The 24,624-nt window shown below is 42.5% G+C and carries 15 protein-coding genes; 1 reads left to right on the forward strand and 14 read right to left on the reverse strand.

The genetic code is table 11. The features are described 5' to 3' along the window. Positions 1 to 4: 4 nt before the first annotated feature. The 5 genes from G610_RS0115815 to htpG all read right to left on the reverse strand — a co-directional run bounded on the left by G610_RS0115815 (position 5) and on the right by htpG (position 9,956). Positions 5 to 841 carry an ABC transporter permease gene (locus tag G610_RS0115815; RefSeq protein WP_051198060.1) on the reverse strand — a complete coding sequence of 279 codons (837 nt, stop codon included), beginning with the start codon at positions 839 to 841 and terminating at the stop codon, positions 5 to 7. A gap of 11 nt (positions 842 to 852) precedes the next feature. Further along, positions 853 to 1,851 (reverse strand): ABC transporter permease, encoded by a 999-nt coding sequence (locus G610_RS0115820; protein ID WP_026494993.1) that lies wholly within the window; start codon positions 1,849 to 1,851, stop codon positions 853 to 855. A gap of 144 nt (positions 1,852 to 1,995) precedes the next feature. Beyond that, the gene (locus tag G610_RS0115825) at positions 1,996 to 3,999 is read right to left on the reverse strand and encodes an ABC transporter substrate-binding protein (protein ID WP_026525543.1); all 2,004 of its coding nucleotides are present in this window, start codon (positions 3,997 to 3,999) and stop codon (positions 1,996 to 1,998) included. A gap of 138 nt (positions 4,000 to 4,137) precedes the next feature. After that, positions 4,138 to 7,257, reverse strand: a complete 3,120-nt coding sequence (locus G610_RS0115830; protein WP_026525544.1) for an alpha-mannosidase — start codon at positions 7,255 to 7,257, stop codon at positions 4,138 to 4,140. A 581-nt stretch (positions 7,258 to 7,838) separates the two neighbouring features. Next, the gene (gene htpG / locus G610_RS0115835) at positions 7,839 to 9,956 is read right to left on the reverse strand and encodes a molecular chaperone HtpG (protein WP_026525545.1); all 2,118 of its coding nucleotides are present in this window, start codon (positions 9,954 to 9,956) and stop codon (positions 7,839 to 7,841) included. A 197-nt stretch (positions 9,957 to 10,153) separates the two neighbouring features. Here htpG and G610_RS0115840 point away from each other — a divergent pair, with 197 nt between their 5' ends. Further along, positions 10,154 to 12,694: a bifunctional diguanylate cyclase/phosphodiesterase gene (locus tag G610_RS0115840; protein WP_196809859.1), complete on the forward strand. Its 2,541-nt coding sequence runs from the start codon at positions 10,154 to 10,156 to the stop codon at positions 12,692 to 12,694. A 79-nt stretch (positions 12,695 to 12,773) separates the two neighbouring features. Here the strand turns inward: G610_RS0115840 and G610_RS0115845 are convergent, their stop codons facing one another. From G610_RS0115845 to G610_RS0115885, 9 genes are all read right to left on the reverse strand, one after another. Next, a complete protein-coding gene (locus G610_RS0115845; protein WP_035797770.1) occupies positions 12,774 to 14,339 on the reverse strand; it encodes a response regulator transcription factor in 1,566 nt (521 codons plus the stop codon). Positions 14,340 to 14,390: 51 nt separating this feature from the next. Then, positions 14,391 to 16,277, reverse strand: coding sequence for a sensor histidine kinase (locus G610_RS21320; protein ID WP_051198061.1), 1,887 nt, complete (start codon positions 16,275 to 16,277; stop codon positions 14,391 to 14,393). A 649-nt stretch (positions 16,278 to 16,926) separates the two neighbouring features. Further along, complete coding sequence (locus tag G610_RS0115855) at positions 16,927 to 17,772, reverse strand: carbohydrate ABC transporter permease (RefSeq protein ID WP_026525548.1); 846 nt, start codon at positions 17,770 to 17,772, stop codon at positions 16,927 to 16,929. After that, positions 17,765 to 18,676: a carbohydrate ABC transporter permease gene (locus G610_RS0115860; RefSeq protein ID WP_026525549.1), complete on the reverse strand. Its 912-nt coding sequence runs from the start codon at positions 18,674 to 18,676 to the stop codon at positions 17,765 to 17,767. Before G610_RS0115860 ends, G610_RS0115855 begins: the two co-directional genes overlap by 8 nt. Positions 18,677 to 18,863: 187 nt before the next feature. Beyond that, the gene (locus G610_RS0115865; RefSeq protein ID WP_026525550.1) at positions 18,864 to 20,273 is read right to left on the reverse strand and encodes an ABC transporter substrate-binding protein; all 1,410 of its coding nucleotides are present in this window, start codon (positions 20,271 to 20,273) and stop codon (positions 18,864 to 18,866) included. A gap of 140 nt (positions 20,274 to 20,413) precedes the next feature. Continuing rightward, on the reverse strand, positions 20,414 to 21,436 hold the full coding sequence (locus G610_RS0115870; RefSeq protein WP_026525551.1) for a right-handed parallel beta-helix repeat-containing protein: 1,023 nt from the start codon (positions 21,434 to 21,436) through the stop codon (positions 20,414 to 20,416). 29 nt (positions 21,437 to 21,465) lie between these two features. Then, positions 21,466 to 22,539 (reverse strand): peptidylprolyl isomerase, encoded by a 1,074-nt coding sequence (locus G610_RS0115875; RefSeq protein ID WP_051198062.1) that lies wholly within the window; start codon positions 22,537 to 22,539, stop codon positions 21,466 to 21,468. Positions 22,540 to 22,543: 4 nt separating this feature from the next. Beyond that, positions 22,544 to 23,947, reverse strand: a complete 1,404-nt coding sequence (locus G610_RS0115880) for an NAD(P)/FAD-dependent oxidoreductase (protein ID WP_026525553.1) — start codon at positions 23,945 to 23,947, stop codon at positions 22,544 to 22,546. 160 nt (positions 23,948 to 24,107) lie between these two features. Further along, positions 24,108 to 24,542, reverse strand: coding sequence for an SCP2 sterol-binding domain-containing protein (locus tag G610_RS0115885; RefSeq protein WP_026525554.1), 435 nt, complete (start codon positions 24,540 to 24,542; stop codon positions 24,108 to 24,110). Positions 24,543 to 24,624: the final 82 nt, after the last annotated feature.

A 24,624-nucleotide genomic window follows, 5' to 3' on the forward strand; every position in this document is an offset into this window, starting at 1 on the left:
ATTTTCACCTACCTCTCTTCATAGCAAGATAATCGTTATAGCCCGTGATAAGAAGGAAAAGACCTATGAACATCACGATAGTTGCCACGATAGGTGATCCGATCCAAAGCCACTGCTTGTTGAATATGGCATTTCTCTCTCTTGCCCACTGAATCATATTTCCAAGAGAAACAAGGTTAGCAGGAGAAAGGCCAAGAACTGCCAGTGAAGACTCTGATGCAATAGCAGCCAGGGTTGCATTCATAAAGTTTGAAAGTGACCATGTGAATGCAAAAGGAAGAATCTCAGTTACAACGATCTGAACCGTGCTCTCACCTGAAAACTTGGCTGTCTGAATGAAATCACGCTCTTTTAAGGTAAGGGCCATGGACCTGATCTGTCTGCTGGGCCATGCCCATGCGAACATAGCAAGGACAAGCGCAATCAGAAAAACCGTGGATGAACCCTTCATAAGGGATGTCATCAGGATCAGAATAGGAAGTGAAGGTATAACAACGAAAGTATCTGTTATAACCATTAGTATTCTGTCCAGGATTCCGCCGGAAAATCCGGAAAGAAGTCCAACGAATACACCAACCACTGTTCCTATGGTTGCAACTATAAGTCCGATTACCAGAGAGTTGTGGATAGATTCAACAAGGAGCCACAAAACATCCTGTCCCATGGAAGTGGTTCCAAGGATATGTCCTTTACAGGAACCAAGCTTTGGATCATAGGTATTAAAGGTAAAAGGATCCGCATGGGGAATGAAATAAACCACGAAGCCGATCACTAAGAAAATTGCTGTAATTATCATTCCTGCCTTGAGAGCAAAGTTTGCATTTTTCCATAATCTTTTCATGCGACACCTCCTTATGAATATCTGATACGAGGGTCGATGAAGGGATAAACCAGATCGACAATCAGGGTTGCGGTTGAAATAGCTACGATTGAAATAGTTATACAACCAAGTATCATATTGTAGTCAGACTGCAAAATAGCCTTCTGAATAAGAGTACCAACTCCGGGATATCCAAAGATGATCTCTGTCATGATGGAACCGCCAAACACTCCGCCAAGGCTCATTGCAAGAGCTGTAACCTGAGTAAGAATGGAGTTCTTAAGAACGTATTTTGTTCCGATTACACCTTCGGAAAGTCCACGATAACGAGCATACAAAACGTAGTCCTCTTCTGATGTGGTTGCGGCAAGAGATTTCATGGAGATGATCCACCAGCCTGTACCAACAAGAAGAAGTGAAAGTGCCGGTAATATGGATGATTTTATAAGGGATGCCATGAAAACACCAAAGCCCTGGAAACTATTGATAGTTGTAGTCAGGGGAAACCATCCTAATATGTATGCAAAGAAGATCTGCAGTACCAGTGCTACGAGAAAGTAAGGAATCGGGTAGATACAGATTGCGATTCCTTCCAGAATTTTCGATGATCGTTTGTTTTTCCTGAAGCCTGCAAGAAGTCCTATCATATTACCTATTATCCATGCCAGGATTGTCGCTATCATTGACAGTCCTACGGTATAGGGAAGATATGTAGCAATAATCTTGCCTGCCGGTTCAGGGTAACTCATAAGTGAGGGACCAAAGTCAAAATGTAAAAGTCCCTTCCATAAAAAAGATGTATACTGTTCAGTCAAGGATCCTTCAAGACCAAACTGCAGTCTAAGGGATCTTCTTAAGGATTCCATCTGCTGTGGATCCATAGAACCAGAACGGGCGGAAATCTGTCCGATCATGGATTCAACAGGATCTGACGGAAACATTCTCGGTATAAAGAATATAAATGTAACGCCGATCCAAATGGTCAGCGCCCACGTCGCCAGACGCTTTAAAAAATAAGTTCTGAATTTCACGAAACCACCAACCTTTTTTCTAGAATCAGGGATACAACCTCCCTTGTTTACAAGCTACGTAAAGCCTGTTAAGAACGCACCTGCTCGTTCTTTTAGATAAAGAAGGAGGCGCACCTGCACGCCTCCCTCCACCATTATTAAATATTACTGGGGCTGAAGCTCAGCTACGATGTACTTGAAGCAGCTCCACCACCACCAAGGACCATTGTATGCGTTTTCAGCATTGGGATAATTGCCCCAATATGTGCTGTTCGTAGGAACGAACTTAACGCCTGAATGGAATGAGATGAAAGGCATATCTGTGAACTGAACCTTGATGAATTCCTGAGCGAGCTCATAAGCTTCATCAGAATCAGGAGATACCTTTGCAAGCTTGTGGATAATCTCTGTTGCTTCCTTGTTGTTCCATCTTGAGCCCTGGCCTGAACCAATCTCTCCTAAAGGAACGATGAGGTCAGCATCCCAACCATTGATCTGTGAATAGATATCCTTGGTTATGAAACCTGTCGGCCAGTAACCTGCAATATAGAAGTTACCTGTACCACCGTTAGCATCCCATGTTGCAGAAGACTCAGAAGAAATGTTGCAGTTGAAACCAAACTTTGTGAGCTGGTCGTATGCAGCCTGAACGCCACGTCCTGCCTGTGCTTCTGTGTCTGCAAGGTATGTAAGGTTAATTGTGAAAGGTTCACCATTAAAGTACCAGCCGTCATCCTTCTTCTCAAGACCGGCCTTGATGAAGAGCTTCTCAGCTGCTTCAGGATCATACTTGATGCATCCTACACCAAACATGTCTTCAAGATAAGCATCGTCGCCTGTGATACCAAGCTTCTCTGCCATACGGTTCTTATACTCAGAATCCCAAGGCTTGCATGTTGTGCCATCGCCAAGATCAAGTTCGAAGTTCTCAAACCAGTCGAGCATGGGCTTAGCATAGAGTTCCTGGAAAGCTGATGTGTTACAAAGGATACCAAACGGTGATGACCTTCCGGCACCATCGAAGATATTCATTGAAATCTCATCAAAGTTCATTGCAAGAGCAACGCCCCATCTGAAGTCAGCGCTGTCATAAGGAGCACCCTGTCCCTGTGAGAAAGCGATACCCTTTGAGCAGGGATCGTCTGATGTAGCATAAGGGAATTCGTTATACCATGCGGAGATCTTATCGTTAGAACTCATCATGGATGTAAGAATTTCGGGAGTAACTTCGCAGAGGATATCAACTTCGTTCTGGATCATAGCCATCTGTCTTGTGGTGTCATCACCAACGTAGCGAACCCAAACGTATTTAGCTGCACACTGCTTGCCTGTTACAACACCAACTGTAGTGTTTTCCCAATCCTCACGGCGCTCATAAAGAACCCATTTCCCAAGAGGATCGTAACTCTTAACTGTGTAAGGTCCAGCAACTACAGGATTCTCATCCTTGAATGTTGAAGGATCATCAACCTGAGAATAAATGTGCTCAGGAACGATTCTAAGATCATTACCCCAGATAGTAACACCCATCTTCAGTGCAAGACGAGGGAAGGATTCCTTTGTCTTGATAACTACTGTGTAATCATCAGTTGCTTCTACAGATTCAAAGATTGAATTGTAGTAATCACTTGATGAGATACCGGGTGTGTTCATGATCATGTTAAATGTGAAGGCAACGTCCTTAGCTGTAAGGTCTTCGCCGTCTGACCATTTGATACCCTGACGGATCTTAACTGTGTGCTCTGTGAAATCAGCATTGGATTCAGGCATGCCATCGGCAACCTCACCAAACTGTTCACCCTTGGATGTATCCATTTCCCACATCATTGCTGACATAAGCTGATGGATACCAAATCCTGCCTGAGTACCCTGCATGTAAGTATTGAACTGTCCGGGAACGTCGGTAGGTGACTGAGTCTCAACGATAAGTGTCTCGTTTCTGGGTGTACCAACCTCAGTCATCTCACCTGTAGGAGCTGAACTCTCTGTAGCTTCAGTAGTTTCAGCTGCGTCTGATGAAGTAGCATCTCCCGTTTCCTGTGTTGTCTGTGCTGTGTCGGCTGTTCCATCTGATCCTGTTGTAGCGGGTGCGCTACTGCCACCGCCGCAGGCCATTAAGGAAACAGTCATCATGGATGCCATAAGAATGGAAACCAATTTCTTCCTCATATAGAAAAACACCTCCTATTATAATAAGTCTTTCTTATATTCTCTGCGTTCATAGGACCTGAACCCCTTTTTACCTTATCCTTTCCTCCCTCCTTTCTTTTCGGTCTTACAAAAGCAGATGAAACCTTTTTAAACCAGTCAGCCCTTTATTCTGACTGTCTTGACTTCGAAAGCTCTGAAATCAAGAGCGAATTCACCGTCAAATTCTCCGATACTCTCCTGCTGTTCCTCCAACATATTGCAAAGATCTGCGCTTCCCTTAAGCATTGTCCTTACAGTAGCGGTTGTTGCGGCACCTGCTGCCTCATAAAGTCTCATGATCACATCGCCGGAACCATCCTCTGCAGGTTTAACTGTATCTATGAAAATATTATTTTTATCTGCCTCTGCTAATGAGAAGCTTTCTGTTTTTCCTTCAAAAACATAAGGCTCTACATTAAGCTCATAGCCCTTTCTTACAACATCACTGTCTATGAAGCTTCCTTCCCATGCAGTAAATGCATAGGTGAATTTGTGATGTCCCTTGTCGGCTCTCATCTCAGGGGATGCAGCACCTCTAAGAAGTGTAAGCTCCAAAGAAGAACCGTTCATGCTGATTCCGTACTTACAATCATTAAGTACCGCTACGCCACTGCCGCCATCTGTAAGGGCTGTATATCTGTGGTTGCAAACCTCAAAACGGTCCTTGTCATAAGCTCTGGATCTGTGGGTAGGACGCTTTACATATCCAAACTGCATCTCGTTTATACCCTCAGTAGCGTAGATCGTTGTGGGGAAGCCCACCTTGAGGAGTCTGTGGAGTTCGTCCCAGTCAACCTCAGTTTCAAATCTTATTCTGTCATCCTCTGCATCAAGAGAAATGATCTGCTTATAGGTAGAATTGCTGATCTTTCCGGTTACCAAAAGCTTTGCGCAAAGGCCGCCGTCCTTTATCATCTCTACCTGAATATCTGTTGCACCTTCTATCTCCTGCTCGATGTAGTTGGAATCAATATCCCATGCATCAAAGAGTCTTGGTACATCCTTAAACAGATGGAATCTGTTCATGGGTTCCCCCGCAAACTCTTTTCCGGAAGACTTAAGAACAAAGCTTATAACCTCGCCCTTATCGTTAACTACCGCTCTAACCTTGCTGTTTTCAAGAACGAAATCAGTACCTGTCTTTAATGCTGTAGCCTTGACTTCATCCACTGTCTCATCACAGGGAAGAATTGTAACTGCTCCCATTGAAGGGATGGTTATGCGGGCTACTGTCTTACCGTCAGCTGTCTCTGTCTGAAGAGTTTCACCATCAACTGTTTTAGCACCTTTTGAAAAACTCTCAGGAAGCTCAACAAGTCTTGTGGTCTCAAAGGAAAGAGTATTGAACACGGTTACTGCACCGCTATCATCAGCTTCGCAAACAGATGCTGCATATTCCTTCTGCTTATCTGCTGCCTTTTCTCTTACCTTCTCCATACGCTCATTGGATTCAATGTACATCCTTGCGATTCCTGAGCCGGGAAGTATGTCATGGAACTGATGAAGAAGTACTTCCTTCCAGAGATCACCTGCTCCCTCAAGGTCGTAGCTTCCGCCCTTTAGAAGTGCTACACTTCCAAGGAATTCCATATCTCTAAGAGCAAGTTCTGCTCTTCTGTTATTATTCTTAACCTTAGCCTGAGAGGTGTAGGTACCTCTGTGAGCTGAGAAATAAAGCTCGCCTGTGTAGGTATTAACAGGACCGCCCTTTTTATCCATGTCCTCAAAGAACTCTACAGGGCCTGCCATCTTAACCTTCGGAGCACCTTCAAGATCCTTTTCTCTAAGGGCATACTCCACAAAGTCTCTGCTGGGGCCGCCGCCTCCATCGCCGTATCCGTAAGGAAGAAGGAAAGCGTCAAGGTCCTGAACCTGACTTCTACCCTTCCAAACTTCGTCAAGCTGCGAAGGATCCGTTCTGTAGGTGTAGCTTGTAGGCAGGAACGCGGTGATCTTTGTTCCGTCCATTCCTTCCCAGTTGAAGTAGTGGTAAGGGAAAATATCACCTTCGTTGTAGGACCAGAAAATCTTCTGAGTAACAAGATACTTAACATCGCAGCCCTTAAGAATCTGAGGCAGCGCCGCTGTGTATCCAAAGGTATCTGGAAGCCAGAGTACTACGCTGTCTACTCCAAACTCTTCTTTGTAGTACTGCTTACCATAAAGGAGCTGTCTAATAAGTGCTTCGCCGCCGGCCATATTGGTGTCTGGCTCAACCCACATAGCACCTTCTGCAATCCACTGTCCGCCCTTTATAGCTTCCTTGATTCTCTCAAAGAGCTCCGGATAGTATTTTCTGCACATCTCATATGCAGCAGGCTGACTCTGAAGATATTTGTATTCAGGATACTGCTCAATGAGTCTTAGCTGAGCTGCGAAGGTTCTTGCTGTTTTTCTGTAGGTCTCCTGCATAGGCCAGAGCCATGCAAGATCAAGATGCGAATTACCGATTGCATAATACTCAGGCATTGTGGAGCCGTTCTTAGCTTCAAGATAAGGCTTGATTGCTTCTCTCGCCTTGCGGTAGCTTGCTATTCTGGCTTCCTTGTCCTGTTCAAAATCAACTATCAGAGAAAACTGCTCAAGAGCTTTTGCAATCTTGGCTGCCCTAAGTGATGTCTGATCCAGGGTTCCAAGAAGCTGATTAAGTGTATCAACGTCCATATAAAGCTGGTAAGCATCCTCGTTCCAAATACCGAAGGTGCTGACACCAAGCGTTCTGCGCTTTCCCTCAACTGCAGGATCCTGATAACTTCCGGGAAGTACCGGTCCTGTAGCACATCCGCCATCAGGAGCTTCCGGTACATAATGTCCTGCGTAGGTCTCCATCAATATGTCGAATTTCTCACCGGGCTTACCATCTGTAGTGAGCACGTTGTCCTCGATATAGTGATGCGGTACCCAAACCCACTCAGCTCTGTGAGTTCCAAAGCTCTTACCGTTTACAAAAAGTGTGCTCTCTCCGCCGGGTACAAGCTTCATTACTATGCGCTTACCTGCAGCGCTTTCCGGCAAAGTAATAGTTGAGCGAAACCAGCAATACTCCCAAAGATTACCCCAGGTGAATCCCGGCTCTACAGGAGCAAATGTCAGTGAATCCAATTTATCAAAAGGAAGCTCTTCCATTGTCCTTGCAGCTTCCCATTTGAATTCTCCTATGGGCTCATAGAAATCGTCTTTCAGAGTACGCATCCAATGTGATATTCTGCCTCGCCACTCCGAATGCATTACGTTCATAAAAAATCCTCCCTTAGCTGTCTGCTTAATCTAGTAATTTTGTTTCTATATTGTGGAATGATCTAGAATTGGGATGTGCATTTTAGATATGCACGTGATTAACAGAAATTAACATTTTTAACAATGTTAAAAACGACTCCCCCAACAAAACCTTTTTCATTCCTTCCCCAAAGAGTTTATCTCCAAACTACACAAAAACTGATGCAAAATTACCGGTTTTTTTATCAGTTTTTATAATTATAGTCTTTGCTCCAAGCGAGTGCAACGCGATTTGATAAAAATATCACATACTATTGATTGAAAAATGTTAAAAAATGTTAAATCCGCACAATTATGTAAATCACCCGTCTCCCGGAATATGCATAAACAATACCTTTCCGAGCATTGACACATGTCCAATGTGCATTTTGCACAAAATTTCGTCAACGCTAAATCGATTAAGTTTAGTAATTATGGTGGTACAATAAGTAAAGCAGCGCATAAATGCGCTGCTTTACTGTTTAATTATATCAAATTTATATTAGTGTTATTTCGTATACACTCGCTAAAGTATTTTACATTTTTTTTAACTTTAGCCCTATTTATTTTGCCAGAAGCATCATGATGTCGTTGCTTCTCTGAATGAACTTAGTCATTGATTCAGCATCAAGCGGTGCGTTCTGAATACGTGCAAGGTCGTAGAGCTGCTCACAGATTGTATCTACGTTCTCGCCCTCACCGTTATCCATTACATATTTAACAAGAGGATGGTTAGCATTGAGGATAAGGGTCTGTCCGCCCATTCCAAGGTCGCCCATCATCATTCCGTTGGCAGCATACATCTTCATCATATCCTGCATACGACGTGTATCCTCTGATACAGTGAGCATTGATGAAATCTTCTTATCCTTAAGCTTTTCAACCTTAACAACCAGCTGCTCATTCTTAAGAGCTTTCTTCATCTTCTCACCGATAGTCTTCTCGATCTCCTCGAACTCCTTCTCAGCCTTCTTGGAAGTTTTGCTCTTGAAGGTATCTGTAAGGTCAGCATCGATTCTCTGGAAGCGGATATCCTGGTTCTTGGACTCAAGCTGCTGGATGAAAGGAACATCGATGTTGTGATTAAGTATGAATGCATCCATCTTCTGAGCCTTGAACATGTTGATGTACTGGCTCTGCTGCTGTTCATCGGTTACATAGTAGATGGTACGGGGCTCTTTCTCCTCGTCCTTCTTATCATCAGTCTTGGCATCATCACTTACTGTATTGCCATCAGCGTCTACTACTTCAGCTTCTACTTTGTTACCATTTTCATCCTTAGCTTCTTCAGCTGCTGCAGCTTCCTCAGCATCCTTGTTGATCTGGAGTGCTTCGGGAAGTGTGAGATATTTTCCGTCAAGATTCTTGAAAAGAATATAGTCGTTCATCTTCTCGCAGAACTTGTCATCCTTAAGGCAACCATACTTGATGAAGGGTGAGATATCCTCCCAGTACTTGTCGTAGTTCTCTTTATCTGTCTTGCAAAGACCTGCAAGCTTCTCAGCTACCTTCTTAGAAATGTAGTCTGAAATCTTCTTTACAAAGCCGTCGTTCTGAAGTGCACTTCTTGATACGTTAAGAGGCAGATCAGGACAGTCAATTACGCCCTTAAGAAGCATCAGATACTCAGGGATAACTTCTTTGATGTTATCAGCGATAAATACCTGGTTGTTGTAAAGCTTAATTGTTCCCTCAGCAGATTCAAACTCCATGTTGATCTTAGGGAAGTAAAGAATACCCTTAAGGTTGAAGGGATAATCCATGTTGAGGTGGATCCAGAAAAGGGGCTCCTTGTAGTCGCGGAATACCTTTCTGTAGAACTCCTTGTACTCATCATCTGTGCAATCCTTGGGAGTCTTAGCCCAAAGAGGATGTGTATCATTTACAAGCTGAGGACGTCTCTTGATCTTAAGCTTCTTCTCCTCTTCCTTCTCCTCGGAAGACTCGCCCTCTGCCTTAGCGTCATCTTTTTTCTCAGGCTCGATAACCTCGATTACAACGTCATCATCACGTTTCTCAGATTCCTTAATGGTCTCTGTGCCCTCTTCATTTTCTCTTGAGATATAGATCTCATAAGGCATGAATGAGCAGTATTTCTCAACTACTTCGCGAGCCTTGTACTCGTTGCAGAACTCAAGGCAGTCGTCTGATAAGTGGAGAGTGATTGTAGTACCGATCTCCTTCTTATCTCCGTCATCCATCTCGAAATCAGAACCGCCATCACAGGTCCAGTGAACAGATGCAGCATCTGACTTGTATGAAAGAGTATCAATGTCTACATAATCAGATACCATAAAGGTTGAATAGAAACCAAGTCCGAAGTGACCGATGATCTGGTCAGCATTAGCCTTATCCTTGTACTTATTAAGGAAGTCAGTAGCACCTGAAAAAGCTACCTGGTTGATGTACTCCTCAACCTCTTCTGCAGTCATACCGATACCATTATCGATGATCTTAATGGTCTTGTCTTTATCGTTAAGAACGATGTCTACACGAGGCTTGTAGCCCTCAGGGAGCTCGTACTCACCCATCATATCCATCTTCTTGATCTTTGTGATAGCATCACATGCGTTTGAAATAACCTCACGATAGAATATGTCGTGGTCAGAATACAGCCACTTCTTGATAATAGGGAACATATTCTCTGAGTTAATTGAAAGATTACCTTTTTTTGCCATAATTATGTGCCTCCATTCCACAAATACGAGTTTAATTCCGCCAGACACAAAAGTCAATAAAAAATTAGCACTCATAACAACAGAGTGCTAACAATTGGTTATTTGTTCAATAATTTGATATAATATGTATGTAATTATATTCAACTTTGTTTGTAATTTAGTTCTTTCATTTAGGTGCCCATATGCAGAAGAATTATATTTTGGAAAACAGGAACGAATATTTATTAAATAATTTTGACCGGGCAATAGAGAATGGTTGGATTGAAATATATATCCAGCCTATAGTTCGTTCGTCAAATGGAAAAGTATGTGAAGAAGAAGCCTTAGCACGGTGGGATGATCCGGTATTAGGCGTTCTTAATCCCAATGATTTTATTCCTGTCCTGGAAGAGGCCGGTGCTGTAAATCGTCTGGATTTGTTCATTCTGGATAAGATTCTGGAAAAGATGCAAAGACAGATTGATAATAATGTTCCGATTGTATCAACATCAATCAATTTTTCCCAACTCGATTTTCAATCTGCAGATATTATAAACATAATAGATAAGAAGGTCTCGAAATCCGGTATTTCAAAAAATCTTATTGCTTTTGAAATCTCGGCAGGTTCTACTGCAATAGAATATCATAAAATAATAGAACACCTTTCAAAATTACAAAAATTGGGATATCGGCTTGAGCTTGATGATTATGGTAAAGGTGACATTTCGCTTTTGCTTGCTCAGAAGCTTCATTTTGATACTCTGAAATTCAATATGGATATTGTAAGACAGATTCCGGATAATGATAACGCCATTAAAGCACTGTCAAGTCTTGTAAATATGGCCACTTCATATGGAATCGAAACTGTAGCAAAAGGCGTTGAAACCCAAAAGCAAGTGGATTTCTTAAAGGAAGTAGGCTGTTCCAAGCATCAGGGATACTTCTTCTGCAGACCGCAGGCTGTACAACAGTTATTTGATAATTTCAGTGCAAACAAACATTTTTTATGGCTCGAAAGTGCCACAGAGTCATATTACTTCGATGCTATTGACAGAATAAATCTCCACCAGACAATCGGCGTAAAAGATATACACGGACAAACCAGTAAAACCGAAATTATTCCTGCAGCAGTCATGGAATATTATAATGATCAGATAACTATTTTGCGCTGTAATACCACAATGAAAGCGTTTGTATATGATAATTTCCCTGATAATAAGGAGCTGCGTACATTCAGTACCGTCACCGGTGATGGTGTACCCGGATCACTTACCTTTAATGCTATAAAAAATTGCATCAATAGTGATGACACGATAATTGTAGACGACAAATCGCCTTCAGGAATGGCAGTTCATCTTATGCTCCAAAAAATCGCACATAACTCTGAGACAGGCAAAACCGCCTTTTTGCTTACAATTCTTTCATCAGAGGCATCAGAGAAAAAAATAGATTTTTTATCATTTAATCAAATCATCCGTTCTCTCTCGGAAGATTATATTACTATGTACTTCGTCGATTTAGAGACGAATAATTATGCCGAATATCGTTTTGACGATTCTAATAGCAATGTAACAATTGAAAAAAGAGGTGAGGATTTCTTCTTTGACGCTCAGAATGACACAGAGGGTAAAACCTACGAAGAAGACAGAGAAATGTTTAAAACTCTCTGCACAAAGGAAAATATATTGAAGAACATACATGATAATGGAATGTTCTCTATCACTTACAGAGCCAATGACAGCTACGGCATACGGTATGTTAATTTCAAGGCTGTGCTGGAAACGAATAACAGCAATCATCTGATCATAGGTATATATAACGTCGATCCTCGAATCAAACAACTGCAAGCATATGAGAAAATTAGAGAAGAACGGGCTATTTATTCTCGAATGGCTAATTTATGCGGAAACTTCTATGCTATATATTGCATTGATCTGATTGATGATTCTTTTACTATATACAAAACCACAGAAGGCGAAGCATTTATAGGAGAAAACGCCAAGGGAACCGACTTTTTTGATGAAACCAATCGCAGAATAAAATCTGCCATTTATAAGGATGATTTAGCAGAATTCTTGCGTAAGGTAAATAAAAACAATATTCTCAGCACATTAGAAAATGATGGCATCTTCTCACATATCTACAGACTTATCATTGATGATAAGCCCACTTTCTTTGAATTCAGAGCAGTTCTGTCCAAGGAAAATGATGATTCTAAAATGATTATCGGACTGATCAACATTGATAATCAGGTAAGAAAGGAAGCCGAATTTACAGAAGCCCTGGCAGACGCTGAAAATCTTGCCACAACCGATGCCCTGACCGGTATAAAGAACAAGCATGCTTATACTGCAGCAGAAACGACTTTAAACAATCAGTTGGCTGAAGGTAATGCTAAGGACTATGCAATCATAGTGTTTGATCTGAATAATTTAAAATATATAAATGATACATTCGGTCATAAAAAGGGTGATGAATATATTAAAAGCGGATGCAAAATAATTTGCGAAACCTTCGCTCACAGCCCTGTATTCAGAATTGGCGGTGACGAATTTGTTGCAATTGCCCAAGGTTATGACTATAAGAAAATTGATTATTTGTTAAGTGTATTAGAAGCAAAAAATAATGAAAACCGGGTTAAGGGTGAAGTCACCATCGCAGCAGGGTATGCCCGTGGGGACAAAAGCTCTTCCGTTAACAAAATCTTTGAACAGGCTGACAAGAATATGTATAAATACAAACAAAGATTCAAAAATATATAACCGAAATACATGGGCAATGTTCTTATAGAAAAGACCATAGTGTGGAACCTGAAAAGGAACCGCGCTATGGTCTTTTAAATTATTTCTGCATACTTCTGGGTGATACCCCATAAAACTTTTTAAAGCAGTTGGAAAAATAGCTCACATCGCTGTAGCCCACATTCTCTGCGATCTCTGCAAGCTTTTCATCGGTCTCTAAAATCAGTTTTTTCGCCTTGTGCATGCGGTACTGAGTCATGTATTCCTGAAGTGTCATATTCATCTCTGCCTTAAACATGCGCCTGAGATATGTCTGATTTACTAAAAGCGCATCGGAAATATCTGCAATTGAAAGCTGATTGTTGTGGTAATTATTCTCGATGTATTCCTTTGCTGCGACGGCAATGCTATGGGATTTGGAGTCCTCCTTGGACTTTTGGAACTCAATCCTCTTCTCATACATCTCGATTATCTTATCTCTCATGCCCTCTCTTGTGCTGATGGACATAAGCTCTTTTTCGGGAGAAAAACCCTTACCGTAGATTGCTTCTATTGAAAATCCAGATTGTATGATATTGGTCAAAAGGACGCTCACAGCCCCTGACAATATGTTTATATCTGCCATTGGTGAATCGCTCTGAGCCATCCTGTCCCATATCTCTGTAATCGCATCTCTTGCATCATCAGCCTGCAGAGTTTCAAGGTCGCGGTTCAGCCTGAAAACTGCATCCAGCGAAATCTGCTGTTTTACCTTGAATTCACCGTTTTCGCCTGCTGTCACCCTAAGATCAATAAGAGATTCCGTGGTCTTTTCAGAAAGCTTTGAAAGGATTTTCTCATAGAGATCATGTATTCCGCTGTAGCCGTTTTCCGGCTCGCTCATGCAGGTCACCATCTCCATATCCAGCTGGCTCTTGATGATCTGGGACAGATCCACAAATTCATAGCCCTTGTACTGATTTCTTTTTTTTGTGCTGTCAAAGGAAAGCAGTACCACAATATTATTCTCATAGTCGTGAAAAAGTCTGTAATCTCCGTCAATCTCAATTCTGCCGCGAAGCATTCTCACAAACATCTGCTCCCAGTTCATTATCTGCTCCACTTCCATGGCGGATTTGTTCATGCTTTTTGCAAGGCTGCAAACTGCAAGAAGGGGATATTTCCCTTTAACACCAAGGTCGTCTATAATCTCATCCTCCGACTGATTCTGGGCAGAATATATGAGCTTGCGAAGCTTTTCCTGCATACCGTCATCTTCCACAGTTCCTTCAATGTCGTCATTCTCCACAGCTTTACCGATATTATCCTGGAGCTTAAGAAGGCTAAGGATCAGTTCTTCTTTTTCAAAGGGTTTAACAATATAATCGCAGACACCTATTTTTACTGCTTTTCTTGCATATTCGAATTCGTTATTGCCCGTGATCAGAATCACCGCAGTGTCGGGATAATTTTTCACTATCTCCTCGGAGAGCTCAAGGCCGTTTAAATAGGGCATGGTGATATCCGTCAGCACCACATCAGGCAAAAACTCCTCCATTTTCTCAAGAGCTTCCCTGCCATCGTGTGCTTCGCAGCATATCTCAAATCCGTATGAATTCCAGTCTATACAGCCTCTTAGATATTCCAAAAAAATCGGCATATCATCGACTATCATTATCTTATTCATAAAACTGCTCCTAGTAGCTTTGCAAATTGCATGTAGCATTTAGCTTGCGCCTTATGCCTTGTTTTGTGTCAGAGGAATGCTGACTGTAACAGTTGATCCTTCGCCGTAGGTGCTGTCTACAGTGATTCCGTACTCATCTCCGTAGTAAAGGCGCATTCTGTGGTCAACGCTGTACACGCCAAAATGCTTTTTATCTTCATCCTCAAGAATCTCGCCGCTTTCCAGAGTATCCTGCATTTCCTTAAGGCGCTGTTCTTCTATTCCGATTCCGTCATCCCTTACCTGGATAACAGCCTTATCCTCCTCATCAAGAACCTTACCACTAATCTCTATGGTGCCCCAGTTTTCTTTATACTTTAGGCCGTGATAGATGGCATTTTCCACAAGGGGCTGCAGAGTCATCTTAGGAATATTCACCTGCATTATGTTTTCATCCACATCAAATCTGTATTTGAACTTATCGCCATACCTCATGACCTGAAGATCCAGATAATCTCTCGTGATCTGTATTTCTCGCTCCACGGTTACTATCTCATCACTGCCGGACAGGGAATTCTTGTAGTAATTAGCAAGCTTCTGGGTAACTCTTGCAGCTTCCCTGCTTCTGCTCATCTCGATAAGCATGATTATGATATCCAACGTATTATACAAAAAATGTGGTTTTACCTGCTCCTGAATAAGGGCTAGCTCGTATTCGCGCTTCTTCTTAGCTTCCTCATCCACCTTGATAAGAAGCTCTCTGTTGCGCTCCGTCATATAGTTAAAAATTCGTCCAAGCTGACCAATTTCATCCCTGGTCTTAAAGTGGAAGCGAACGCTCATATTCCCTTCTGCTATCTGCTCTGCGCCATCGTGAAGAACCCTAAGAGGCCTTGTTACCAGCGTTACGGAGATAACGATAGAAATCAAAAGAAGAATAACCGCAATACCCGTCGTGATGCCCATAATAAAGCGAAGCTCTTCCCCTGTGACATTGAACTTATTTAGATTGGTGATACCGATAAGACTCCAGTGATAATTGGTCAGTTCCGCTCTTCCAATCAGATAGGTCGCGCCGTCATAATACAAAAGTGCGCTCTCATCACTTGCACCGATCAGTTTTGAAAGCTCGGTATCATGCTCTACTACTCCGTCTCCGAAGGTGATCCTTGCATTTTTTCCATTAAAAACAAACTCAGAGTCCTCTCCCAGAAAAAGTCTGTCCCGAAGTTCCGGGCTTTGCCATATCTCATCCTCAAAGACATCGCTTATGCAATAGCCCTGTCTGTCGTAGAGAAAATATGAGCTAATCTCACTTTTGGCAGATTTTACAAGGTTGGGCTTATCCATATTTATAAGGACATAGCCCATTCCTGAACCTGTGACGGTATTGATAACTCTTTTTCCAAGAGTCACAATCTCTCTGCCCTCGTAGCTCATGGGATTATTTTCAGCATCCATGAGATAAGTTACACCGTTTGTATCCTTAAGCTGCGCAATATAATCGCTGCTTCTGATGTCAGCCTCCATTTTTTCAAGGGCAGGATCAGTAGTTATAAAAAGCCCGGTATCATTTAGGTAAACGATGGAATCTATTCCTCTGTAGATCAGCAGATCCTGGGTCATCTCCGAGAGAATCTTACTTTCCCTGGTGACACTTTTCATGGATCTGTCATTATAGTAATTACTTACAGAAATAGTGAAGTTGTTGGAACAGACCGTACCATTATCAAGCACTGCACCGATTCTGTCAGACATGATCCTGATATTTTCCTGAATCTGTCTGTTACCTCGCTCAAGTGTGGCACGGCTATAAAAGAAAACCATAAGAAGCGCCAGTGTCAACATAGGAATAAGTGCCACAAGCGCTGTAAAAAATGCAATCTTATATTTTAATGAAATATTACGAAAAGGCTTCCTCGATCTACCGTGAAGCCTTTCCATTTCCTTTACTGTCATATCACTCATGACAGTATTATATCACACAAAACTACCCATACCGAATAATAAAGAAGCCTGGGGCCCTGCGGCTTTCTCCGAAAAACTTCAGCTTGGGCCCACGAGGGTCAGGTAGGCGTTCTCCTTCCTCTGCCGAAATTCCAAGATATTCCGCTGGTATATGTGTGATTTTGCAACATGTCTGAGTATGTTTTCAGGCGCTCAAACTACCAAAATGCGGCCGTTTCGAGTCTCGTTATCTTCGTGAGATTTTTCTAATGCCCATGCATCCATTGTTAATGCGCGCTCTCGAAAGAAACTCACAAGGGCTTCCAATCAACAATAGATACAGCTTAGCAATAAATAGTGTTAATCAGAAGCCCTTGCTCAAACAACTTTCTTCGCGCGCACAATGGATGCTCATAGGCATAAGAATAATCATCACTCAGCTATAGAGACTCGAAACGGCCGCATAATGTTAGTGTTATCGCCTGAAAATATACGAGTTTTGCAAAATCACACATGCTCATAACAAGCGGAATATCTTGGAATGCTTTGAGGCGCGGAAGGAGAACGCCTGCCTGACCCCTTCGGGCCCAAGCTGAAGTTTTTCGCTTTCCAAAGCCGCAGGGCCCCAAGCTTCTTATATTCCGGTATGGGTAGTTTTGAATTAACCTTTAACTGCTCCGCCGATAGTCATTGCGTTCTCTACCTGTTCGGAGAAGAGTGTGTAAACGATAATTGCAGGGAAGCTGGCGATAACCATTGTTGCTCCCATGCCGCCCCAGTCGGTGGTAAACTCGCCCTGGAAGAACAGGACACCGAGAGGCAGTGTCTTGAGCTCTGCAATGCTTCCCACAACTACGTTTGCAAGAATGAATTCATTCCATGCATTTAAGAATATGTAAATAACAAGGGTAACTGTTGCCGGTCTTACAAGGGGCTCGATGATGAGGAAAAAGGTCTGGAAAATGTTGGCGCCGTCCATGCAGGCTGCCTCCTCAAGCTCGATCGGTATACCCTTGAAGAATCCGTAGTAAACCATGCATGCAAATGCAAGGTTAATTGCTACGTATGGAAAAATCAGGGACCATCTGGTTCCCATCATGTTAAACTGCTGAACTATTTTTACTACAGGAATCATGATTGCCTGTACCGGGATGAACATACCAAGTCCCACAAAAAGTCTTGTGAAGGTCTTAAGCTTCCATACCATTCTGCTGGTCGCATAGGAGAAAAGCAGTGCACTTACGATTGTGATCGCAACAGTTCCTATGGAAACAATAAGTGAGTTCATAAAGTACAGCGGTACATCATATTTGGTCCAGGCTGTCACATAGTTTTCAAAGTGAAGCGGCCAGGGAAAACCAAAGGGATTTGTTACGAAAATCTCCTGGTTATTTTTAAATGAATAAAACAGCATCCAAATCAGCGGATAAAGGGAAAATGCTGCATATATCCAGCAAAATGCCACAAAGACATAATGCCAAAATGAACGTTTCTTTTCTTCAAGCATTTCTCTTCCTCCTTGATTTTTCTTCTTCCTTTCCCTGATCCTTGTCACGGAAAATGAAGTTAATGAGAAGCATAACCATCATGCACTCAAGTACCATGACTGTGGCAGCTGCAAGACCATAGCCGTAATCAGACTTCTTAAATGCTGCATTGTACATCATGTATGTAAGTGTGTAAGTGGACTTGTTGGGGCCACCGCCTGTCAAAATATTCATCTCGGTGAAGGCCTTGATACCACCTGTAACAGAAATGATGAGACAGAACTTATAGGTCTCTGCAAGAAGCGGAATTGTAATCTTTCTGTGAGCCCTTACGTTGGAGCAACCATCGATTTTAGCTGCTTCGTAGTAATCACTGGGAATTGATTTGATACCTGCTACGATAAGTGCAAACTGGTATCCCATCCACTGCCATGCATTGACAAAGGAGATAACGTAAATAGCCTTATAACGATCTCCAAGCCAGTTCTGTGAGTAGTCAGAACCTGCTGCTTCGAAAAGCTTATTGAGAAGTCCGTTACCATTGAAGATTGATCCCCAAAGCTGGCAAACAACGGTTACTGATAGAATAACGGGAATGAAGTATGCAACGCGCAGGAACTTTCTACCCTTCATCTTTTTATCTGAAATGGTGATCGCAAATACAGTAGCGAACAACATCTGATAGACGGTAATTATGATCGCAAAAATAAGCTGATTGCGATTGGATGTAACGAATACTTTGTCTCCAAAAAGTTTGATGTAGTTTTTAAGGCCTGTAAAAGTAGGCATTGTGAGTCCGTTCCAGTCAGTAAAGCTGTAGCCGAATACCTGAACAATCGGAATAAAATCAAATAATATAAATATTGCAAGAGCCGGAGCTATAAAAAGCAAAATGGCAAGCTTGTTGCCCATGTATTTTTTCATAAGAAATCCTCAAGTTAGTTTTAGTAGCTTGTTGTTCATGAACGATACGGATTTCTACGCTTCTTCGAAGCTCTCGAAATCCTACGAACATTCGGGATCCGCGCTATCGCGCTACTCCCTCATGTTCGCTCGATTAGTAAAGTCACAGACAACCATGCAAGCATGTTGTCTGTGACCTTCCTAATCTTTAATCGTTCATGTCTGCCATAATGTCAGTCATGTCTTCGATGAACTCATCTGCTGAGAACTGACCGGATACAAGACCCTGTGTCTCAGACTGGATACCATCGTTGAATGTTGAGTTTGTAAGTCCCCATGTGAACTTTGTTGTTGATGTGATTGAAGGAAGTGTATCTGAAAGCTTCTTCATCATTGCAGGATACTCTGAATCAGGCTCTTTACCTGTGTCGATTGCAACGAGAGGATTGTGACGATACATAACCTTTGCCTCACAGTACTTCTCTGTGATGAATTCAGCAACTTCTGCTGCAAGCTCAGGGTTCTGAGAATCAGGATTTACAGCGAAACCTGAAGCACTGCCGCCGCCTGAAAATGCACTCTTACCAGCCTCGTATGAAGCTTCGTCAGCTGCAGGATAGAACATCCAGTCTACGTTGTCGCCAAGGCCCTTTGTAGCATCCTCGATGTACCACTGGCCGTTGATGAACATTGCAGCATTGCCTGAAAGGAACATTTCTGAAGCCTGGTCGTAATTGGTTGTTGTTGCATCCTTCTGATAAAGACCTGCTGCAACAAGCTCTTCCATTGTCTTAGCAGCGTCTACATAACCCTGATCTGTGATTGTTGCGCTCTGGTCATCAAGAGCCTTGATGCCACCCTCAGCGTAACGAGTTGCGATTACGTCATAAGCAGCTGCTGTGTTCCAGCCTTCCTGACCGAAAAGTGCAAGAGGTGTGATGCCTGCTGCTGTAAATGTATCGATGCAGTTCTTTAAGTCATCGTAGGTCTTAGGAACTTCAAGTCCGTTCTCCTCGAAGAGCTGCTTGTTGTAGTACCAAAGTACATATTCCTGTCCTGAGAAAGGAAATGCGTAGATGTTACCGTCTTCTGCATAAGCAAGATCCTTGTTTGCATCATAGAGCTTATCAAGGAAGCCTGTTGACTGTGCAACATCATTGAGAACCATGATCTGGTTACTCTCACGGAATGTATTGATAAGATCTGTACTAGCCTGATAGATGTCAGGAAGCTGACCTGTAGCTGCAAGAGTCTTAAGTGTCTGTCCATCATCCTGAGCCTGAACGATGAGGTTAAGCTCAACATTGGGATAAGCTTCTGCAAGCTGCTCTACTGCGTAGTCATAAGGAACCTTGGTATCGTCATCAGCATACTGGGTGTAGATGCTAAGTGTTACCTTGTCACCTGACTCAGCAGCCTCTGTTGTCTCTTCTGTTGTCTCCTCAGCAGCTTCCTCTGTGCTCTCCTCAGCAGTAGCCTCAGCTGTCTCCTCGGATGCCTCTGTACTAGCTGTTGAATCAGCGGTCTCTGTAGTTGTAGCAGCACTGTTGCCACATCCAGCAAGAAGACCTGCAGCCATTGTAAGGCTCATCATTGTACTAATTAACTTCTTTTTCATATGTAACCTTCCCTTCTTTAGCGCATTTTTGTCAGATAGTTGCGCCTTCATTTATGTTTGTTACCTGTTTATTATGAAAAAAAAATCCTCATTAAAAAATGAGGATTTCGAAATTTTTTTTGTAATTTTCATTCTGAATTTTAGAATTTATATAATTTACTGATCTTGCACTTCTTTATCTTAGTGCCCTTATGATCGTAGAAAGTACCTTTTACAGTGGTGTTCTTAAGGGTTACCTTCTGTCCTGAATAATTACCTGCATCACCTCCAAGATTACATTTATCTATTGTAACCTTCTTGGCAACGACATTATTTTTCCCTGCGTAATAATATGGATTGAGGATCATGATTGCAAAAAACTGACCATTTCTGTCACCCTTTTTAACACAGGTGATCTTGGTATTTTTGATAGTAATATTCGAGCAGATCTGATCCTTTATAACCTTGCCACCGTTTGTGGTGGGCTCAATGAGGATTCCGCACTGAGGTGCTTTCCCTTTTGCCTTCTTAATAGTGCAGCCATCAATTGTCACATTATCAGCATCTACGATACCGATGTTATTTCTGCCGCTGTTTGATATAGTACATTTCTTAATGGTGATTTTGCTGCAGCCATAGAGATTATCACTGTCATTCATGGTGCCAAGATAAATACCATCAGTAACTGCATCATATATCTTTACATTCTCAAGCTTTACGTTCTTGGAATCCTTGATGCAGACTGCATGACAGTCCTCGGAATCCTTGCCGTGCTGCTTTTTATCGCCATAAATCTTACCGCCCTTAATGGTGACATTGTGAGCATTTTTGATGGCTATATAATCATAGTACCCTTTGTCGTTGGGCTTAAGCCTTAAAACAGTACTGCCTGTCATATTTAAGGTGACATTATCCTTAAGCTCTATTCCTATCTGAATAGGAGTGGAAATATTGAATTCGCCTGAGTCGAGATTTACAGTACCACCACCTGCTTCCGAAACCTCGCGGATAGCCCTGTTTATCTGCTCTGTGTCATCTTTTCCATCATTAGGGAGTGCGCCGTACTCGGATACATTAACATCCAAAGCAGCTCTTACCCTCATGCCGCCCGAATAAGAAAAGCATAAGCATACAGCTCCTGCTGTCAGTAGTGCCATTTCAAAAATCTTATTTCTTCTCTTCATAGCAAAACCCTCTACTTCCTTAAAACATACTATTTAAAATGCTTCTGATACACATCAAAAAAGGATGTGGTAGTCATGTTCTCCGAGTAGTTAATTTTTATTTTTTTCCAAAGCTCATTGTTGAATATTCTTGAAAGCCCCGCGGCGTATTCATTGTACTGTTTTCCGAAAACCTCTCGCTTTCTCTCTTCAACAATCCTGACTTTATTAGCCTCAGTCTCTTCACGGTTAAAGGTGCTGACGCACTTAAGAATCACGTATGAATCCTCTGTCTCAACAATTCCGCTGATCTCGCCGTTATCCAGGTTAAAGGCAGCATCCTCCAAAATCGGATCAACCTCTCCCTTACCGAAGGAAACGGTTCCCTCCTCCGCTTCGTTGTACTGTTCTATCAGCACGTCAAAATCAGTTCCATCATAAAGCTGCTGAAGGATCTGAGAAGCAGTGGATCTTAAGCTGTTTTTCTCGGCAGTATTCATGGGCACTTTCTCGCCCATAGAATCCAAAGTCCAGGTATTTAAGACTATCTGCTCAACAGTGATGGTTCTTGCTTCGTCATCACTTATCTCAGGATTGATATCGCGAATAATGTAATCGTAAAGTTTGTTTGCAGTGGCATACTCCTGATACATCAAAGCAAGCTGCTCCTGTGTAATACCACCCATGCCAGCAATCTCATCGGCATTTAATGATTCAAAATATTCCGTTGCAGCTTCGTTTGCCTGCTCTTTTTCCGGATCAGTGAGCTCTATCCCTGTGTCCGCTGCAAGAAGATTCATGGCCTTAACCTGTGAAATGGTGGAAAGGCAGTCAGCTTTTATGCTCTCCTCCATGGTCTGGTCGCCTGCTTTTACCGCAAAAATATCTTCTCCAAGGCCCTGAACATACATGTTCTGTGAGTTCACAAGATATACCAGAAACTCAGATTTCATGCAGGAGCTGTCCTCTATTCTGAAAAGCTCATCATTCAAAAATCCGGTTGTAAGAACCACCTTAGAGCCCTTTAAATTATCGCAGCCGCTAAATGAGAACATGCAGGTAATCATTAGACCACAGGCGATAAACTTTTTTATTTTACCCCAAAAACTTCCATATCGTCTCATGTTATCAGCTCATTTTTGCAAGGATGCTTCTGGCAACGCAAAGTCCGTTGGCACTTGCCTGTTGAAGTCCTCTTGTTATTCCTGCACCGTCTCCGATTGCGCGAAGATTCTTAATGCTGGTTTCAAAGTCTTTATTTACAATAACCTTGTTGGAATAGAATTTAACCTCTACGCCATAGAGAAGTGTCTCCTCAGATGCAATTCCGGGAGTAACCTTATCAAGGGCCTGGATCATCTCATCAAGGTCAACCATTATTCTGTGAGGAAATACCAGTGAAAGGTCACCGGGTACTGCATCCTTAAGTGTGGGAATAAGGTTATTTCTGGCAAGACGCTCATCGGTTGTTCTTCTGCCTCTCTTAAAATCGCCGTAGGTCTGAACAAGGATTTTGCCATCACAGAGCATGTTTGCAAGCTCGGCGATCTTCTTACCATATTCGATGGGAGTCTTGAAGGGCTTGGTGAAATTCTTGGATACAAGCAGAGCAAAATTGGTATTGTTGGTCTTATACTCTGCGCTCTTGTAAGCATGTCCGTTAACCACTGCAAGGCCGCCTTCATAGTACTCTGTAGCCACTTCGCCTGAAGGGTTGGTACAGAAGGTTCTAACCTTGTCATCAAAGGTCTTGGTATGGTAAATAAGCTTAGCCTCATAAAGGTTCTCATTAAGGCTCTGCATTACTTCGTCTCTTACTTCTACACGTACGCCTACGTCAACAGTACCGGGCTTGGTCTCAATTCCGATTTCCTCGCACTGAGCTCTGAACCAGTCAGCGCCCTCACGGCCTACAGCTGATACGATCTCTTTTGCATAGATGGTCTCACCGTCAGATGTACATACACCTGTTGCTGCGCCGTCTTCAACGAGGATTTTCTCAACCATGGTGTTGAATTTAAGCTCTACGCCATTTTCAGAAAGATGCTCCTGAAGCTTACTGTAAATCTTATAGCCCTCTTCTGTTCCAAGGTGTCTGATGGGGCACTCAACCAGCTTCAGATTGGCGTTAATAGCCTTTCTTCTGATATCTCTGATCTGCTCCTCTTTATTTACACCATAAACGCTCTTGTCGGCGCCAAAGGAAAGATAGATCTCATCGGACTCATTTATAAGCTTAGTAGCTTCATCATAGCCGAGAATATCGGGAAGCGTTCCGCCTACATCAGGAGAAAGAGAAAGCTTTCCATCTGAAAAAGCGCCTGCTCCCGCAAAGCCTGTTGTAATTGAACAGGGCTTGCAGCCTACACATTTTCCTGTTGTACGCTTAGGGCACTGTCTTTTCTCTATTGATCTTCCTTTTTCAACTATCATTACCTTCAGGTCCGGGCGCTTGTGAATAAGCTCATAAGCACAGAATATGCCTCCCGGTCCTGCACCGATAATAAGTACGTCTACATTTTTTGTTGCCATATTTTTTCTACCTCTTTTTATATTCAAAAACAAAATTGTGCTTTCGCATTATACATATATTTTAATAGAATTTCCATGTATTTCCTACTAAAAAAGAAATAAAAAATGGCTGCCGAAAAACTCAGCAGCCACCTTCCATATCTAATATTGTCTGATCAGATTATTTCTTGGCAGTTTTCTTTGCCGGTGCTTTCTTAGCTGTGGTCTTCTTAGCCGCAGGCTTCTTTGTTGCAGGCTTCTTTGCAGCAGCCTTCTTAGCAGGTGCAGCAGCCTTTTCCTTGCTTGCGTTCTTTAAGAACTCAGCCTTTCTAAGGTCACCTTCTGCTACGATCTTACCTGTAAGATAAGCATTTACAACGTCAACCTTACCTTCTGCCACACCGATAATATCCTCTGCAGAAGCATAGATAAGAACATCGCGGTCGAAGTAATCGTAAGGCTCAACATTAACTTTTCCATCCTGAACCTCGATATAAAAAGCGCCTTCGCCCTCACCTGTAACGTTGACCTGAATAGCTGTATGCTCTGATACGCTGCTTACATCAACGCCTGTAAGTGCTTCTCTTACCTTTGAAACAACCTCTTCGTATGTCATTTTTTCATGTCCTCCTCCTAAAGAATTGAATATGTATCTCCCTCAGCCCTTACGCTGTGATACTGCCAAAATGTTATCACTT

This window comes from Butyrivibrio sp. MB2005 (genome assembly GCF_000424285.1).
Lineage (GTDB): Bacteria > Bacillota > Clostridia > Lachnospirales > Lachnospiraceae > Butyrivibrio.

Coding starts and splice junctions, on each gene's coding strand:
- G610_RS0115825 (WP_026525543.1), bottom strand. CDS start 3,999: ATGAGGAAGAAATTGGTTTCCATTCTTATGGCATCCATGATGACTGTT.
- G610_RS0115885 (WP_026525554.1), bottom strand. CDS start 24,542: ATGACATACGAAGAGGTTGTTTCAAAGGTAAGAGAAGCACTTACAGGC.
- G610_RS0115860 (WP_026525549.1), bottom strand. CDS start 18,676: ATGAAAAAATACATGGGCAACAAGCTTGCCATTTTGCTTTTTATAGCT.
- G610_RS0115845 (WP_035797770.1), bottom strand. CDS start 14,339: ATGAATAAGATAATGATAGTCGATGATATGCCGATTTTTTTGGAATAT.
- G610_RS0115815 (WP_051198060.1), bottom strand. CDS start 841: ATGAAAAGATTATGGAAAAATGCAAACTTTGCTCTCAAGGCAGGAATG.
- G610_RS0115875 (WP_051198062.1), bottom strand. CDS start 22,539: ATGAGACGATATGGAAGTTTTTGGGGTAAAATAAAAAAGTTTATCGCC.
- G610_RS21320 (WP_051198061.1), bottom strand. CDS start 16,277: ATGACAGTAAAGGAAATGGAAAGGCTTCACGGTAGATCGAGGAAGCCT.
- G610_RS0115865 (WP_026525550.1), bottom strand. CDS start 20,273: ATGAAAAAGAAGTTAATTAGTACAATGATGAGCCTTACAATGGCTGCA.
- G610_RS0115870 (WP_026525551.1), bottom strand. CDS start 21,436: ATGAAGAGAAGAAATAAGATTTTTGAAATGGCACTACTGACAGCAGGA.
- G610_RS0115880 (WP_026525553.1), bottom strand. CDS start 23,947: ATGGCAACAAAAAATGTAGACGTACTTATTATCGGTGCAGGACCGGGA.
- G610_RS0115830 (WP_026525544.1), bottom strand. CDS start 7,257: ATGAACGTAATGCATTCGGAGTGGCGAGGCAGAATATCACATTGGATG.
- G610_RS0115855 (WP_026525548.1), bottom strand. CDS start 17,772: ATGCTTGAAGAAAAGAAACGTTCATTTTGGCATTATGTCTTTGTGGCA.